Annotated in this window: 13 protein-coding genes and 1 pseudogene; 7 read left to right on the forward strand and 7 right to left on the reverse strand. The window is 68.7% G+C overall.

Annotated elements, in window-relative coordinates; genetic code table 11:
* Positions 1 to 205: 205 nt before the first annotated feature.
* Entirely contained in the window at positions 206 to 2,950 is a 2,745-nt protein-coding gene (locus ACVHNB_RS19375; RefSeq protein ID WP_456228739.1) for a DUF6585 family protein, read from the reverse strand.
* 129 nt (positions 2,951 to 3,079) lie between these two features.
* Here ACVHNB_RS19375 and ACVHNB_RS19380 point away from each other — a divergent pair, with 129 nt between their 5' ends.
* The gene (locus tag ACVHNB_RS19380; protein ID WP_428949869.1) at positions 3,080 to 3,535 is read left to right on the forward strand and encodes a VOC family protein; all 456 of its coding nucleotides are present in this window, start codon (positions 3,080 to 3,082) and stop codon (positions 3,533 to 3,535) included.
* Between the two features lie 437 nt (positions 3,536 to 3,972).
* Positions 3,973 to 4,650 carry a DUF4232 domain-containing protein gene (locus tag ACVHNB_RS19385; RefSeq protein ID WP_456228740.1) on the forward strand — a complete coding sequence of 226 codons (678 nt, stop codon included), beginning with the start codon at positions 3,973 to 3,975 and terminating at the stop codon, positions 4,648 to 4,650.
* 168 nt (positions 4,651 to 4,818) lie between these two features.
* Here the strand turns inward: ACVHNB_RS19385 and ACVHNB_RS19390 are convergent.
* Positions 4,819 to 4,962, reverse strand: a pseudogene (locus ACVHNB_RS19390) (MmyB family transcriptional regulator); the annotation flags it as partial.
* Between the two features lie 357 nt (positions 4,963 to 5,319).
* Between ACVHNB_RS19390 and ACVHNB_RS19395 the strand changes: the two are divergent.
* The 3 genes from ACVHNB_RS19395 to ACVHNB_RS19405 all read left to right on the forward strand — a co-directional run bounded on the left by ACVHNB_RS19395 (position 5,320) and on the right by ACVHNB_RS19405 (position 7,432).
* Positions 5,320 to 5,808, forward strand: coding sequence for a hypothetical protein (locus ACVHNB_RS19395; protein WP_456228741.1), 489 nt, complete (start codon positions 5,320 to 5,322; stop codon positions 5,806 to 5,808).
* A gap of 302 nt (positions 5,809 to 6,110) precedes the next feature.
* Complete coding sequence (locus ACVHNB_RS19400) at positions 6,111 to 6,848, forward strand: SAM-dependent methyltransferase (protein ID WP_456228913.1); 738 nt, start codon at positions 6,111 to 6,113, stop codon at positions 6,846 to 6,848.
* A gap of 290 nt (positions 6,849 to 7,138) precedes the next feature.
* The gene (locus ACVHNB_RS19405) at positions 7,139 to 7,432 is read left to right on the forward strand and encodes a hypothetical protein (RefSeq protein ID WP_456228742.1); all 294 of its coding nucleotides are present in this window, start codon (positions 7,139 to 7,141) and stop codon (positions 7,430 to 7,432) included.
* 209 nt (positions 7,433 to 7,641) lie between these two features.
* Here ACVHNB_RS19405 and ACVHNB_RS19410 read toward each other — a convergent pair whose 3' ends face one another.
* A complete protein-coding gene (locus tag ACVHNB_RS19410) occupies positions 7,642 to 8,229 on the reverse strand; it encodes a TetR family transcriptional regulator (protein WP_456228743.1) in 588 nt (195 codons plus the stop codon).
* Positions 8,230 to 8,324: 95 nt separating this feature from the next.
* Between ACVHNB_RS19410 and ACVHNB_RS19415 the strand changes: the two genes are divergently transcribed.
* Positions 8,325 to 9,365, forward strand: a complete 1,041-nt coding sequence (locus tag ACVHNB_RS19415) for an NAD(P)-dependent alcohol dehydrogenase (protein ID WP_456228744.1) — start codon at positions 8,325 to 8,327, stop codon at positions 9,363 to 9,365.
* A gap of 119 nt (positions 9,366 to 9,484) precedes the next feature.
* Here the strand turns inward: ACVHNB_RS19415 and ACVHNB_RS19420 are convergent, their stop codons facing one another.
* Positions 9,485 to 10,987: an MFS transporter gene (locus tag ACVHNB_RS19420; protein ID WP_456228745.1), complete on the reverse strand. Its 1,503-nt coding sequence runs from the start codon at positions 10,985 to 10,987 to the stop codon at positions 9,485 to 9,487.
* 280 nt (positions 10,988 to 11,267) lie between these two features.
* On the opposite strand from ACVHNB_RS19420, the gene ACVHNB_RS19425 reads away from it, so the two are divergent.
* Entirely contained in the window at positions 11,268 to 11,750 is a 483-nt protein-coding gene (locus tag ACVHNB_RS19425) for a MarR family winged helix-turn-helix transcriptional regulator (RefSeq protein WP_428949862.1), read from the forward strand.
* A 332-nt stretch (positions 11,751 to 12,082) separates the two neighbouring features.
* On the opposite strand, the gene ACVHNB_RS19430 is transcribed toward ACVHNB_RS19425, so the two are convergent.
* The 3 genes from ACVHNB_RS19430 to ACVHNB_RS19440 form a co-directional block, all read right to left on the reverse strand.
* Positions 12,083 to 12,700 (reverse strand): SUKH-4 family immunity protein, encoded by a 618-nt coding sequence (locus ACVHNB_RS19430; protein ID WP_456228746.1) that lies wholly within the window; start codon positions 12,698 to 12,700, stop codon positions 12,083 to 12,085.
* Between the two features lie 134 nt (positions 12,701 to 12,834).
* Positions 12,835 to 14,544 carry a WXG100-like domain-containing protein gene (locus tag ACVHNB_RS19435; protein WP_428949860.1) on the reverse strand — a complete coding sequence of 570 codons (1,710 nt, stop codon included), beginning with the start codon at positions 14,542 to 14,544 and terminating at the stop codon, positions 12,835 to 12,837.
* 246 nt (positions 14,545 to 14,790) lie between these two features.
* Positions 14,791 to 16,479, reverse strand: a complete 1,689-nt coding sequence (locus tag ACVHNB_RS19440; RefSeq protein ID WP_456228747.1) for a WD40 repeat domain-containing protein — start codon at positions 16,477 to 16,479, stop codon at positions 14,791 to 14,793.
* Positions 16,480 to 16,504: the final 25 nt, after the last annotated feature.

Consider the following 16,504-nt stretch of genomic DNA (forward strand, 5'->3'; position numbering starts at 1 on the left):
GACGCATCCGGCGGTACATCTGAAGGCGGGGGCGCCGGCGTCCGGGCTCAGTGTCTGAGCAGCCACACGACTCGGTCCCACGACCGCACGTGGTAGAAGATCGGCACGCCGGCGAGCGTGGTGGCCGGAACAGTGGACCCCGCCGCGTACAGCGCTGCCGCGCCGCCGAAGAGATCCCCTCCCCGTCGGGGCCGGCGATTCCGATTCAGCGGCGGCCGCCGCCTCCGGAGCCTCCGCCCGTGCTGGATCCGCTGTTCGGGGAGTTGACACAGCCGGCGCACGGGCCCGTGCCCTGCTGCAGGTACCGGTGCTGGTTCGCCAGGTCGATCGCGGGTGTCAGCGAGGTGTCCTCGCTGGGGACACCGATGCCGAATCGGCCGTAGAAGGCGAGCAGGCTGGCGTCGGCGCGTTCGACCATGGCCCGGGTGCGGTCGTAGGCCACTGTGGTCAGGCGGCGGACGTCGATGCGTACGAGCTGATCGCCGTCGGGCGGGGGCTCGCCGATGCGTTCACCCCACCGGTGGAAGATCTTCTTGACCGGGCCGTCCTCCACCAGCCCGCCGAGGTACTCCTTGACGAGTTGCACGGCTTGGTTGTCGCCCAGGTCGAGGGCGTCGAAGGTGCGGGTGATCGCGAGGGAGGCGAGCTCGGCGAACCGGTCGGTCTGTCTCTCCCGCTCCGCGGTGCGCTGTTGGCTCTCGTCGAGCTGATCGAGTTGTCCGTTGAGATCGTCGGTCTCCGGTGTCCGGGAGGGTTGGGGCGGCGCCTGGTCGTCGGGAGCGAGAGTGCCGGCCTGGAAGCGGCCGACCTGCCGAGCGATGTCCAGCGCCGTCCGGTTCACGGGTCCGCCAGGTGGCGAAGGCGCGGCTCGGTGCGCGGCAAGGATCACGGCTCTCACCCGGGCAGCGGTCCGGGGATGCAGCGTGACCTGCCGGTAGATCTCCTTGTACGCGGCCGCGGCGCCCTCGGCGTACTGCCGACGCTGCACTTCGAGCGCGTATCTCTTGGCCACGGGCTGTTTCCAGGTCCCCTCGGTCACAGGAGCGAGAACGACGACGAACAGCAGGCCGACCATGATGCCGATGTTGATTCCTGAGAGGGACCGCCGTCCGAAGTTGGCACCGAGGCCCAGGGGGAGCCGGGCTCCGCCGAAGCGGGCCGGGCGCAGTCGCCGTCTGACCCGCGCGACATGGTCCGGCCAGCGGAGTGTGACGTAACTGCCGACAGCGAGCAGCGTGTATGCCGCCAGCCAGTACAGCCAGTGCACTTCCGTCAGCCCTTGGACCTTCTCCAACAGGGCGCGTGCGACTGTGACTTGGGGTGGCGTGAACGACAGGACGTTTGCCAGCCACACCATCAGCAAAGTCAGCACGAGGCCGAGTTCCACCGATACGACGATGTCGGCCACCGCCTGCACCGTCGGACGCGTGGAGTCCTTCAGCTTTCCCCAGCCGCGCCAGGAGAGCCAGACGGCGAACGGGAAGAAGAGGCCGGCAGCCGGTGTGACGGTCAGTACGTCGCCGGAGACGAGCTGCTCGACGGCGAGGACGACCAGGAACACCCCAGGGAGGTGCGGCAGATGCCGTACGACCAGGCGCTCGGACGTGCCGCACCACTTCACCGCGAGCAACAGCGCCCAGCCGCCGAAGAAGAGCAGCGCCACCAGCGGGACCAGGCGGGAGGGGAATTGGAGGAATAGTACGAGGAGCAGTGCCGGCGGGGCAGTAAGGACCAGTGCTAGGGCGGTCGACGCGACGTACCGTCGATGCCGGATCCAGCGGATCAGGGGCTCGATGAGGAACTCGCCCACCACTCTCGGCGCAATCATGACGGCTGCCGCGAGGACCAGGCCGAAGGCCGCCCCGACAACTCCGCCGAGAGCCGCCGCGCAGACGGCGAGGAGTACGGACCCCAACCCGTCGACGTCGTGCCGGGTGCCGAGGCGCCAGGCGGCCCACGCGCCCACGCCGAAAGCGACGTACAGGGCCAGTAGTTCTGGTACGTCGCCGGTCGTCTCCTCGTCATCGCGGGGCGTGGGTGGGGGTTCTGGTGTGGGCGTGAGTGTGGGTGTGGGTGTGGGTTCTGTTGGAGTCGGTGCTGCCGGAGTGTGTGCGGCCCGTGCCCTGCGTCCGTGCAGTCGGCCGGAGAGGTCGAGAAAGATGTCCAAATTGGGTATCTGGTATCGGGGTTTTACGTAGTGAGTCGGGAAGTCGCTTCCTCGCGAGGTGATGGAGAGATTGCCTTCGGCCGTGAGGGAGAGCGAGTCGACATCCTCCCAGGTCGTGAAGTCGTCCCGGCCGCGCCTGCGCCGGACGGTCAGCCTGTCTCGGCTCAACACGATGTCCCCGAAGGGGACTTCACCGCCGGCCAGAGCGGTCTGGGTGATCGACGCAAGCTGCGCGTTCCGGACGCCCTCCAGGATCGCCCTGCCCCACTCCTCCTCCTGCGGGAGTTGGGCGCCCCTGATCGCTGCACGGGCGCGAAGACCACGGATCTTCACCCCGTTGAGCAAGGGCCCACGGTGCGCTGCTCCGAGGGTGACGACCGTCCCCTCGGCATTGGACAGCTTGTAGCGATTCCAGGCGTCCGTGAAGACCGTGGTCGACGGCCAGGGGAAGATCGTCTCCGTACCGTTGGCCGCGATCGCGACGAGACCGTGCTCGTAGAGGCGGAGCTCCACTTTTGTGTGCCGCCAGTACCACAGAGCCCTGACAGTGAAGGGCCCCAGCAGCGCCAGCCCGCCGACCACTTCGGCCGCAGCTGTTCCCTCCCAGTCGAAGAACACACCGAGGAGGATCGTCAGGAGACAGGCCAGGGCCGAGAAGGGGAGCAGCCGCAGCAGAAGCAGCACGTACGCTGAAGGCTTCTTGCGCTGCGGGCGATAGGTGTGGCGATGGCGCCCCAGCCCCGGGCGCTCCGTGTCGGCCTCCGCGCCCGTAGTCTCATCCATCTCGCGAAGTGTTCCGCACAACACCGCTTGAATGAAAGCCAGTTGAGCTTGCGCGGCACGATGGCGTTGCAGCACAGTCCTGCTGCCAGGCCGCGCATCACTGTCAGAGGTGTCTGTCAGGCTCTGGTTATGGACATGACGCTGCAACTGACGATCGACTGTGCCGACCCGCAGAGGCTGGTCGCGTTCTGGAGCGAGGCTCTGGGATACGTACCCGAACCTCCACCGGGCGGCCATGCCACGTGGCGGCAGTACTGGGCAGCCATGGGGGTGCCCGAGGAGGAGTTGCCCGTAGGTGCGGGCGACATCCCGGAGTCGATCGTCGATCCCGCAGGACAAGGGCCCCGGGTGTGGTTCCAGCAGGTTCCGGAGCCCAAGGCCACCAAGAACCGCATACATTTCGACCTGAAGGTCGGCGGCGGGCGCGACGTCCCGTTGGCGGTCCGTAGGCAGCGGGTCACCACCACAGTAGAGAGACTCGTCAAAGCCGGTGCCAGCGTGCTAAGGATCGCGGATGAGCCGGACTCGGGGCAGTACGCCGTCCTGCTGCAGGACCCGGAAGGCAACGAGTTCGACGTTGTGTAGGAATCCCGCATCGACGCAGGAAGGCGCGGATCCTGCGGGAGCCGCATGCCTTGTCGGCACGAATCGGCAGGGGCGGGTGCGTGGGCGGCCCGGGCCGAGCCGGGACACTCGGATCCGCTTAACCACTTCCTCCACTGGCAGGTCGCCAGGCCGCCAGAGTGCCTGCGGTCAAGCGCTGTCGGGTTACGGATTCGTCCCAGCGGACGGTGGCTGCGAACAGTCGCGGAGCCCCGGTGGAAGCAGCCTTCCACACCGGCCGGCGGCGCGCTGCCGGCGATGGCGCTACGGGTGCCTCTCCGTGCGTGTAACAGGAATGTATTAGCGAGCGGCTGGACGGAACGTGCCCCCGGACCGTGCCGCTCTAGGTGATCAGAAACGTTCGCTCGTACCGACACGGAACGAGCGGCCGGACTTTCGATCGATACGGGGATGAATCAATGCGCGTTCGCAAGCTGACCTTTGCCGCCCTGGCCGTTGCCGCGGGGCTCTCGCTCACTGCCTGTCAGAACGACGATGGCGACATGGGGAAGGGCGACCCGTCGCCGGCAGCCACTGCGTCGTCCTCGGACGGTGGTTCGGGCTCGGGCAGCTCCGATCAGGGAAGCGGGAAGGACTCCGGGGGGAAGAACTCGGGCGGGCAGAGTTCCGGTGGGAAGGGCACGGCCGCCGGGACCGGCTCCCACACGAACAGCAAGGTCGGCAAGTGCCGCACCGACCAGCTGGAGATCACGGCCTCGGACAACACCATCGATGGCGACCCCGACAACACGGTCGCGGTGACCTTCAAGAACAAGAGCGGCCGCGACTGCGCGATCTCGGGATACGCGGGCGTCGACCTGAAGACCAACTCGGGCGCGCTGTCCGCGAAGCGCACCGGTGAACAGGCTCCTCAGGGCATCCTCAAGAACGGGGAGTCGATGGCTTTCGGCATCCACTACCCGAGCAACACGTCCGGCGGCTCCGGTGTCCGTATCACGGGGCTTGTGGTGACCCCGCCGGACGAGACGAAGTCGGTCACCCTCGCCTGGCCGGGCGCCGCCACGCTGCCCGTGACGGACGGCTCCGGCAGCCCGGTGCAGGTCGGCCCGATCGGAAGCGCCGGTCAGGGCGGCTGACCTCCCTGTCGCCCCGCGGCAGCTGTCGGCCGGCGGCTGTGGGTCGAACGCAGCGTTGGGAGGCGCCACCTTCGGCCCGGGTGCGAGTGGCTCCCGAGGTACGCCAGGTGCGGCCGTGGGGCAGTCGGGTCCGGGGTGCAGCAGCAGGACTTCCAAGCCGCTGCCGGGCACCGGGAATTTCTCGACCAGCAGGTCCATGGGCCCGACCCGGGGATGCCGTCTCCTGAACGTCACGTCGTGCGCGGAACGCACATCGTGACGCCCCCACAAACGCCCCCACAACTGACGGAACCGGTCACTGTTGAGCGACAACTCCCCGAGCAGCGCGTAAAGCCGCTCGTCGTCGAACAGACCTTCGCGCTACTCCACCAGTTCCAGCGCCTGGCAATGCGATGGGAACAACGCCTCGAACTCCACGACGCCTTCGTCTTGTTGACCTGCAGTCTCATCTGCTGGAGACGCCTCAAGAAGACCCAGCCATGATCGCGTCACGAGTTCTACGGGAACCGCAGCTCGGGGCGAGCGCTTTCACGTAGCCCGTCGCGCACACGCCCTTGAAAGGGGGAGGCGCACTGTCGATGTCCTCGGCGTCGAAGTGCAGCTCGCGGGTAAGCCGAAGGCGGGAAAAACCGGATGCGTCGGTCGGCCTGAGCCGCTTACCGTTTGCTCATGCAGGTCGTCTTCACCAAGGGCCCGGGAACCAGCTACCGCATCGCCGTGCAGCGCGACGCCGGTCCTGCTCTCGCCCCGCGCAACGGGCCGGGAGGCCATGACTATCTCCCTCATGACCTGGTCCATCTGCTCGTCGAGGCAGAGGCAGGGATCGAGCTTGGAGTGTTCGGACAGCTTGCCGCAGGTGACAACGGCATGTTCTGGCCTGCCGACCCGGCGGAGCGCACCAAGGCACTGCGCCGCCGCAAGATGAAGCGGACCACATCCTCCGCGCGTGAGCGCGCCGACATGATCAGGTCGGAGGAACTGGCGGGCATCACACTGCCCGTGTGGGAAGTACGCCGCGGCCACGCCGCGGACCTTCCGGCCTACGTCACGGCGCAGCACATCCCGCCGGTCGTCGATCGGATCGTGGCTCGCTTCGACGAATACGCCGGGCGCTGGCACGCACTTCCGGTGGGAGGAACGCTGAACGTGACGTGGTGAGCGTGGCCGGCCACCGGCCACGCCGAGCCTGCGGCACTGATCGATTCGTGAGCAGGCTGACTGCCACCCGCTCAACCTGGATCCGCTCCACACCGACGCCATGGGGATAGGCCGTGCGTGACGTGTGAGCAGTCAGTTTCGCCGCCGTCGGCTGCGGCTCCCGGAACGACACCGCTTCTTCGACCCCCGATGCCAAGAAAGAGTCGAACACCGCCGCCCCGCAAAAGGCAGAAGCGATGGACGTGACGCTCGGTGTGGAAATGAAGATGCGTACGGTCTCGCGACGGTGTCAGGCTGCGCCAATGAACCGCGAACAGATGTCACGGATCGCGCATGCCAACCATCCGATCAAGTCCCCGCTCGACGACGATTCGGTGCGCGCACTGCTCGAGCACGGAATCTCCCGACAGGACGCGCGTGTGCTCGACCTCGGTTGTGGGGGAGCGGAGTGGCTCCTTCGTGCCCTGGCCACCAGTCCTCGCCTGCATGCCGAGGGCGTCGACATCTCTGAAGACGCACTGGCGCAAGCTCGTGAGGCGGCAACCGGGCTGGGCGTTCAAGAGCGCCTGACTCTCCACCATCAGGCAGCAGCCGACTTCTCCTCCGTGCACCCGTTTGACTTGGTGTTGAGCGTCGGGGCCGCCCATGCCTTCGGCGGACTGCTGCCCACTCTCGCGGCGGCACGCAAGCATCTGGCTCCGGGCGGATCCGTCCTGGTCGGTGACGGATTCTGGGAGAAGGAGCCTTCTCCTGAGGCCGTGGAGATGTTGGGCGACTTCGCGGACCTGGCGACCACCTTGGACCGTGTGACCGCTGACGGCTGGACGCCCGTGCACGGCCACGTGAGCACCCGCCGGGAGCTGGACGACTACGAGTGGGCGTGCTGGGGATCGCTGGCCGCATGGGCCTTGGACCACCCTGATGATCCGGACAGCTCCGAAGCCCTCTCCACAGCCGCCACCCGCCGCTCAGAATGGCTGCGTTCTTACCGGGACAGCTTCGGCTTCGTCTGCCTGGTATTGCGCCGGACCTCCGACTGACCTTGACCGGCTCCAATCCGTAGGACCCTGAGGTGCCCGAGGCAGTGGCGTGCCCCCACGAGACCCAGAACCTGAGACCGAGCTATCCGACGCGAGCGTGAAGAGCTCGCCCACGACGGACGACGCGTTGCCCGGCCCGGCGGTGGTTCAGCCCACCACTACCGCGGTCCCCGCTGCCCGCACGGCCAGGCGGAGTCGCGTGGCCTGTTCGGGGGCGGGGATCGTGACCAAGGCGGGGCTCAGGGGTTGAGCAGGCGATGTCCTGTCGTCCTCTCATCAAGGAGACCTTCATGCGTATCCGTACCGCCACGGGCGCCGTCGTCCTGGCCCTGGCCGCGTCCATCGCCTGGTCAGCCCCGGCCCTCGCCGCCGACCCCGACCCCGGCACCGGCACCGTCGTGCTGTCGAACGAGGCGTACGACAGCTTCGTCGGCGCGGACGACGACGAGCAGGAGCTGCTCCTGACGAACCCGTCCTACCGTCAGGCGTGGCTCTTCTGCCTGCGCTCCACGGAGCCGAGCCATGTCGAGCGGAACGCGTGGGGCCGGGGATACGTGTGCATTCCGGACGGGGCGGTTCAGTAAGGGCCGTCGTAGAGCGGTTGTTGTGATTCCGCAGCGTGGAGCGCCCGTGCCGGCTACGGGCGCTCCACGAAGTGGAGGCGCTCGCGCCTGAGCCAGCTGTACGGGCGTCCGACGAGCTCGAGGCCCTCGATCTCCGCAGCGCCCGGTCAGCGGCGCTGCAGTGTCGGCGGGGGAGGGGCCCGTGCTGATGCCGACCGTGTCAGCCGGCCTCAGGCGGGGGTGGTGGCTCCCCGGACGCACTCTCGGAGCAGGGCCCGGCGCTGTTCGTGCACGGCGTCGGGCTCCTCGCTGGTGGCCGCGTACACGTTGCTGACCGGCGACCAGGCCATGGACATGGCGATCACCATGGCCATGATGTCGAACGGGTCGCCCGCCCGGACACGTCCGGCCGCCTGGGCCTCGGCAATGGCCGCCAGTTTGCGGTCGTCGTAGCGCTCACGGGTGTCGACCAAGTGCCCGTCGGGCCGACGCTCCAACCGCGTCCAGGTCGCGAGCCGGATCAGATCAGGGCGGCGCAGGTACTCGTCGTAGAGACGCACGGCCCAGTCCGGAAGATCGTCGGCGTCGATCGGCACGACATTGGTGATGCGCTCCAGCGAGCCGAGGAAGATCGCATCGAAGAGCTGGTCCTTGTCGCCGAAATAGGCGTACAGCTGGGCCTTGTTGGTGCGGGCTGCCTTCACGATGCGTTCGATGCGCGCTCCGGCGATGCCGTGCTGCGCGAACTCTTCGGTGGCGGCATCCACGATGCGCTGATACGTCGCCGCACCACGCGCGGTCTGGGGTTGTTCCGGCATGTGCCGATTCTACTCAACAGAACAGTCGGTTTGTTCAGGGCGCCCAATGGGTCTACGCTCCAATAGACCGAACAGTCTGTTTGAAGAGGATCGAGATGCGTACAACCACCGGATGGAAAGCGACCGGCCCCGGCTCCGTGGAGCGCACACAGCTCACACGACGCGATCTGCGGCCGGACGACATCGCGGTGCGCGTGGACTACTGCGGGGTCTGCCACACCGACGTGCACACACTGCGCACCTACGATCCACACGCCGAAAGCTTCCTGGTGCCAGGCCACGAATTCACCGGTGTGGTGACCGAGACCGGTGCCGACGTGACCGCCTTCTCGGTCGGCGACCCGGTCGCGGTCGGCAACATCGTCGACTCCTGCGGCACGTGCGCCATGTGCGCCGCGGGACAGGAGAACTTCTGCCACACCTTCCCGACGCTCACCTACGGCGGCACCGATCGGCAGGACGGCTCGACCACGTTGGGCGGCTACTCCCGCGAATACGTCGTCCGCGACACGTTCGCCTACCCGCTGCCCACCGGCCTGGACGCGGCAGCGGCCGCTCCGCTGATGTGCGCCGGAGTCACCGTCTGGGAACCGCTGCGCTCTCTCGGCGTGGGCCCGGGCAGCCGGGTCGCGGTGGCAGGGCTCGGCGGCTTGGGCCACCTCGCCGTCAAGATCGCCGTGGCACTCGGGGCCACCACCACCGTCATCAGCCGCAGCACGGACAAACGCGACGACGCGCTGCAGCTCGGGGCGCACGACCTGATCGCCTCCACGGATGCGCAGCAGATGGCCGCGGCGCGCGACACCTTCGACGTCGTCATCGACACCGTTTCCGCACCCCATGACCTGGCTCCGTACCTGAAGCTGGTCGCGATGGACGGCACCCTCTCCCTCGTGGGATACCTGGGGGAGCTCACCATCGAGGCCATGGACCTGCTCGTGGGCCGCAAGAAACTCAGCTCGGCCGGCAGCGGCGGGCGGCCCTCGACAGCCGAGATGCTCCGCTTCTGTGCCGACAACGGCATCGGCGCCGACGTCGAGGTCCTCCCCTCGGCCCAGGTCAACACGGCGCTGGAGCGCCTGGCCCGGAACGACGTCCGCTATCGCTTCGTGCTGGACATGTCGGACCTGACCTGACGAGACCGGGGCGCGACCGGCTGCGGTGGCCCCACCGCGGCTCCCGCGCATGCGAAGTGCGCAAGGCGAAGGGGTCCGTACGGCCTGTCGGCCGTACGGACCCCTTCACTCGGTGGGTGTCAGTGCGCGCCGTGGCGGACCGGCTTGGCGTTGACCAGGAGAGCCGCCGCACAGCCGGCGAGCAGCATCGCGGCGACCGCGTAGCCGATCGCGTGGGTGTAGCCGTGGACCACGCCTTCCGCGACGACCTGGGCCTTCTTCGACGGGTCGGTCAGGTGGCCCGCGATGTACGTCGACGTGGCCGAGGTCGCGATGGTGTTCAGCAGGGCCGTGCCCAGCGAACCGCCCACCTGCTGCGAGGTGTTGACCATGGCCGAGGTGACGCCCGCGTCCTGCGGGCGCACGCCGTGCGTGGCGGTGGAGAAGACCGGCATGAAGGTGAGACCCATGCCGAGGCCCATGATCAGCTCGGCCGGCAGGACGTGCGTCGCGTAGGCCGAGTCGACGCCGAGCTGCGTCAGGATCAACAGACCGCACGCGGCGAGCAGCATGCCGGGCACCATCAGGGCGCGGGCCGGGACGCGGGGCAGCAGACGGGCCGAGATCTGCGTCGAACCGATGATGATCGCGACCGACATCGGCAGGAACGCCAGGCCCGTCTTGACGGGGGAGTACCCGAGGATGCCCTGCAGGTAGTACGTCATGAACAGGAACAGGCCGAACATGCCGATCGTGGCGAGGCCCATGGTGAGGAAGCAGCCGGCGCGGTTGCGGTCACGCAGGATGTGCAGCGGCAGCAGCGGCGACTTCGCCCGGGCCTGCCACAGGACGAACGCCAGCAGCGCCGCGACGCCACCGACCAGCAGCGAGACGACCAGCGAGTCGCTCCAGCCGCGCGGCTCGGCCTCGGAGAAGCCGTAGACGATGGCGACCAGGCCGCCGCAGCCCAGGATCACGCCGGGCACGTCGAGCTTGACGTCCTTGTGGCCAGGACGGTCGTGCAGCAGGATCCTGGCGCCGATGACCGCGACGATCGCGATCGGGATGTTGACGTACAGGCACCAGCGCCAGTTCAGGTACGAGGTCAGCACGCCGCCGAGCAGCAGGCCGACGGCGCCACCGGCGCCGGCCAGCGCGCCGTAGATGCCGAACGCCTTGCCGCGCTCGCGCGGGTCCGTGAACGTCGTCGTCATCAGGGACAGCGCGGACGGAGCGAGGAGCGCGCCGAAGACGCCCTGCGCCGCGCGGGCGGCGAAGAGCATGCCGGAGCCCGTCGCGGCACCGCCGACCGCGGACGCGAGGGCGAAGCCGACCAGGCCGATCATGAAGGTGCGCTTGCGGCCGACGAGGTCGGCCACGCGGCCGCCGAGCAGCAGCAGACCGCCGAAGGCCAGGGTGTAGGCGGTGATGACCCACTGACGGTTGCCGTCCGACATGCCCAGGTCGGTCTGGGCGGACGGCAGCGCGATGTTCACGATGGTCGCGTCGAGCACCACCATGAGCTGGGCCAGGGCGATGATGACCAGACCCCACCAGCGCCGGGGGTCGGGTGCCTCGAGCGCGTCGGGGGAGCCGGAGCCCGGCGCCGTCCGGTTGGCGCCGGTGGTTATGGAGTCGCTCATACGGAGGACGTCTCTTCCTTGCCGAGAGTTGTGCGGTGCGCTGTGCGCGGCGGCCCGGAGCCGGGCGCCGTGCTGCGGCGGGACGAGCCGCGCGCACAGTGCGTTCCTGCGGGGATGTGGGCCGGGACGTCGCTGTCCCGGTGAGGTGACCGCGTACCCGGGGTGAGCCTGGGCGTGAAGGTCTGTCTGCGGTGCGTGCGCCGAGCGATTCGCGTCGCCTTCGGATGCGCGAGGAATCGTCAGTGCAGCTGATTATCAGGAACAGGATACGCTATCGGGCATGACGGACGAAGTCGGATTGGCCGACGTGCTCACGCATCGGCTCGGCTACCTGATGAAGCACGCGTTTCTGCGGCTGGCCGACCTGATGGGCGAGGCGCTGGCCCCGTACGACGTGCACCCCAAGGAACTGGGCGTGCTCTCAGTGATCGCAGCCGACGGTGCCGAGCGGTCGCAGAACGAGCTGGCGTCGGCGATCGGCCTGGACCGCACGACGATGGTCGCCGTCATCGACGGCCTGGAGGGCAAGGGCCTCGTCGAGCGCCGTCGCAGCGACCGGGACCGCCGCCGGAACGTGGTGACACTCACCGAGACCGGCACCGTCTGCCTGCGTGAAGCCGAACAGGCCCGCATCGAGGCCGAAGCGGCGTTCCTCGCCCCGCTCGACGAGGACGCGGCGCGCCGGCTGACGGTGGCGCTGCGCACCCTGTACGACGCACACGAGACGGGCCCCGCACCCGCGGACAGCGTCCGCGATTCATGAGGGTGGCGATGAGCGCCCGCGTGAGGTCTGCCCCGGGCTCGCGGGGTGAGCCCGGACGGCTTGTTCCGCCGCTGGTACCGGGAGTTAGCGGGGGAGACTGTCCCATCTCCCCGGCCCGGGCCTATGGCCGTGGCTACTCGTCGGCGTCGCGGCAGCTCTGATCTGCCACCGGCGCCCCATCAATGGAGCGGCGTGCAGGCCACGCGCCTACTGGGCCGGGGCGCATGCGGCGTGGGGAGTTCGTCGGACAGGTTCAGGAGAAGACGGGTCCGCAGGAAAGAGGCCCGTGCACGGCGCAGACCGCGCGGTGCACGGGCGACATCGGAGAACGATCAGCCGTAGAGCGAGCGGGCGCCCGGGCTGTCGCCCTGGAAGCGCTGGCCCGCGGCGATCTCTTCGCTGACCGTCGACCAGACGGTCTCGTCGTCCTGGAAGGGGAGCGGGTCGATGTCGCTCGTCTCCTCGCGGATGCGCTCGACCTCGCCTTCCAGGCGCTCGAAGTCGGCTTCTTCCTCGTCCTCGCCGCCGCTGAAGGTGAACTCCTCGAGCAGGCGCTGGAGCCTGGCGGTGACCTGGACGAGGGAGGAGACGTCCGCGTGGAGTTCCTGAGCGGTCTCCTCGTCCTCGTCGAAGGCGTGCACCGCGCCGGAACCCGGGTCGAGGGCGAGGTGGGCGTTGAGCAGCCAGCCGATGACGGGCCAGTCACCCGCGCCTTCCGCGGCGTCCTCGAAGTCCTCGATCCGGACGACGTCCTGGACGAGGGGCAGCCGGCCGTCGTCCTCGTCGGGCTGACGCAGCAGGAGCGTCCCGGTGGGGACGCCGACGGTCTGCAGGAGGCGGGCGCCCTCGGTGTCCGCGGCGGCGGGCGGGAAAGCGTCGGCGGGCAAAGTCGCGAGCCGGTCCTCGCCGAAGATGTCGACGAGCTCGCTGCGGGTGACGTCGAAAAGCACTGCCAAAACTCCGAACTCGGCGGCGGCACAGGCGCCGTGGGACTCTCAGTTGATAAAAGCGGTCACAACAACAGCGTTGCGGATCGAGACGCCCTTGGCGACCCCGATTCCTTCCCGCCGGCGGGCCCGCCCTCTTATGGAACGAACTTGTTGTCCGAGGGCGAGAAGTTCATCACCGTATCAGTGCGCCCGCCCTCGACACCGTGCTGGTCCCACTGGTCGTGCAGCCACTTGACGTAGGCGCGGTGCTCCCTGTCCTTCTTGTAACCGGAGAGCTCCTTGCCGTCCGGCCCCTTCTCGGACTGGTCGTACTTCTGGCTGTGGGTGACGTCGAGATTGTCAGGGAATTCCCTCGCGAGATACTTGTCGCACTTGGGATTCTTCTGGCACGGCTCACGTTCCGTGTAGAGCTCGCCGACGTTGCCCTCGTGGCCCTTCTTGATCAGCGGGTGTCCGATGGAACGTTCCGAGTGTGCCTTACCGCTGGCGCCGACCAAGATGAAACGGTTCCCCTTGCCGTCGTCGTGCAGCGCTGAAGCGTAGTTGCCGCCGGGGATGTAGGAGCCGGGGCGCTCGGTGCGGTTGGCGAAGCGCCCGAGCTGGGTGGCGCGGGCCAGGTCGGTGGAGCCGGGCGCGACCTTCGTGGAGCCGACGCTTCCCTTGCCGGGCTTGTCCTTGCGCTGCTTGTCCCCCTTGTTGTTCCACGGGTACCAGGCCTTGTCGCCGAGTACGTCGTTCACTCCGGAGGAGTCGTTGTGGGGGACGGGGCTGGTGGTCCCGTTGTGATGCAGCTGGCGGATCGAACCGTCGTCGCTGAGAAGGTACATGGGCGTGCCCCCGTCACGCTTGACCTTCTTGACGTCGACCTTGTCGGCCTCGTCGCGGACGTCGTAGTCCTTGCGCTTCTGATGCCGGGAGGCAGCCTTCACGCGGTCCGGAACCGTGTCCGTGACGTGGTCGGCGACCTTCTTCGTGGCCTTTTCCATCCCGTCGATGGCGCCCTCGAGGATGCCGTCGAAGACCTCGGTGAAGGGGTCCTTGCCCTTGGTCTTGCCGAAGGAGGTCTTCGACTTGCTGAGGTGGATCCCGGACTGGCTGCTCATGTCGCTGCCGTGGCGGGAGACCTTGCCGGCGCCGTCCTCGAACTCGAAGTGGTCGATGACCGTCTTCTTGCCCGCGCTCCCGGAGCCGCCGCTGTCGCTGTCGCCCGCGGAGGCCAGTGTCATGCCGCCCGGCTTGTCCCCGGGGTTGAAGGCTCCCTCGGCGAGGTCGAGGGTCATGTCCGAGACGAGCTCGGCGAGTTTGCCGGTGACGGGCTCGGTGACCTTCGTGATGAGCGCGTCGACGATCTGATCGACCGCCTCGTCGATGAGCCGCTTCACGATGGTGCGCATCAGCGTGATCTCACCGGCGGCGACCGCGGCGGAGATACCCAAGGTGAAGGGAGCGGCGGCGAGTTCGGCGACGATGGTGCCCGCGAGAATGCCGAGCTCGACACCGGCTTTGACCTTCAGGCCGCGGATGATCTCGCCGACCCCGTCGCAGGCGTCCGCGAACAGCCTTGCCACTTCGGGGATCTTGTCCAGGTGACCGGTCTTCACGTGCGACCAGTGCTTCTGCATGGACTCGACAGCCCAGCCCTCGGAGGAGTTGAGGATGCGGGTCACGGCCTTGTCTGCATCACCGCCGCGCCCCTCGAACTCCTCGGCGAAGTCCCGCATGGACGTCGCCATTTCGAAGTAGTCGTCCTCGTCGACGTTGGGCCAGCTGACCCCGATGAGGTCGAGTGCCTCGTCGATGACGCTGGGCAGTACCAGACCCATGGCCGCGTGCTCCGTCCCCATGAACTACAAGATCTTCTGCCCCAGGCTAGCTGGACGGGTTGTCAGGTGCACAAGGGGAACCCGGACGCGTCACGGATCTGTGACAAGAGTCCCATCTGGCGCTGATGGCGGCGGAGTTGACCGAGAGGGCGCGGAGAAGCGGAATGCAACGAAATGCAACCGCCAGACGCATTGCTGGTCGCCCTTTGGCGCGTACCTCAGTGATCGACGCCCTGGAGGTCCCCGCCGCTCACCGCCCGGTCGTCGTCACCGACCCCGCAACCGCACGAGCGCCTCGTCCGTCCCCACCACCAAGTCCCCTTCCGCCGTGAAGGCGAGGGCGTGAGCCTGGCCGCCGGGACGGAAGGTACGCAACCGGTCGTCGTCCAGGGCGCGTTGTTCCACCAGGCCGTCGGCCCAGGCGATCGCGAGGACGAGCCCGGCCTCGGTCGTCGCCACCGCGACCGCGTTGACAGCACAGTCGCGGGCGGCCACCGGCTCGGACATCGGGTCGGTGTGGGGGGCCCATGCGCGTACGGTGCCGTCGGCGCCACCCGTGTACAGCAGGGTGACGGTGTCGCCCTCCGAAGAGACGGGCAGGGCGGTTCCGGCGACCGCGGTGACCTGCCCCCGGTGCAGAGCGGCGGTGCGCGGCTCGGCGCCGACGGTCACCGCGTGTACGGTGCCTGCGGCGTCACCGAGGATCACGTGGTCCCCTGCTGTGCTGACCGCTGTGACCGTCTCCTGCTGACGCTGCGTGTAGTCCTGTACGGCTTCGAGGACTTGCTCATGCCCGGAGGGACCGTCGTCGAGGAGGGCGGCTAGCCCCTTGGGCTGTGCGGACTCGGCGGCGCGCTGGGTGTGCAGGAGGCCGTGTTCGTCGAGGACGCTGACAGTGCCGTCGCCGTGCACGGCAGTGGCACGGGCGCCGTGCGCGGAATGCGGGAGGCGACCGGCGGAACCGGCGCTCTCCGCATCGAGGACGCGCACGGTCCCCTGGTGGTCAGCGGCGACGAGTTGCCCCGCCAGCGGGCCGGTGCCGGCTGCCAGGGATCGGACCGGGCCGGGCCACGGCGGGGTGACGTCGCCGCGCACCCGATGCCACACGACGGTCCAGGAAGCTTCTCGGGCGGCCAAGCTGAGGGCAGCGGGCAGGCGCGGATCACCGGCGTCACCGAGAGCGGCGAGGAGAACCAGGGCGCGTTCGGCAGCCGGCTGCTCGCGGGTCAGAGAGGCGCCGGCCCGGAGCCAGGCGGCGCGCAGTCCGCCGTGGCTCTCCTCGGAGCGTTCGTACGCGGTGGTCACACTCCAAGGGTCGGCGGCGCAGACCGAGACGGGATCATCCAGGTCGAACGGTTCAATCGACTCCGGGTCCTGCTCCGCGAGCCCGGCCGGGCCGACGGGGTGCGCCGCCTCCCAGGACTCGCGCCGGGCTTCGTCGGTCCACTGGGGCTCGTCCAGGTCCATGCGGGCGCAGGGTCCGGCGGTGAGCGCCTGCGCCCATTCCGTACCGGAGCGGACCTCGACCAGGACACGGACATGCTCCAACGAGGCCAGATCCAGGACGAGTTCGACGAGAGAGTTCGGCTCCTCGGCGGAGTGCAGGTCGGGCAGCGCGATGACGGTGCGGCGCCGGTCGGCGGCAACCGCGGCCAGCAGGTCGCCGGGGGAGGAAGCGGCGATCGACAACTGCTCGCCGAGCATCCAGGCAGCCGTGGTCGCAGTCTGGCCGGGCAGCGGTACGAAGCCGTGAACGCGACGCTCCTCGGCAGTGCCGGGCTGTGTTCCGTGACCGATCAGCCATGAGAGGAGCCGCGACTTACCGCTGCCCTCGGCGCCGGTGACCACGGCGAGACCGGGGGCGTGGGGGTCAGCGAGCCAGGCGAGCAGGGCGGCCGCGGCGGGCTCCCGCCCGGATGCGGGTCGGGGCCAGCCCGTGGCGGGGTCGGCGGTCATCAACCCATCTCCATTCCTGCGGCAC

Source organism: Streptomyces sp. YJ-C3 (genome assembly GCF_053891275.1).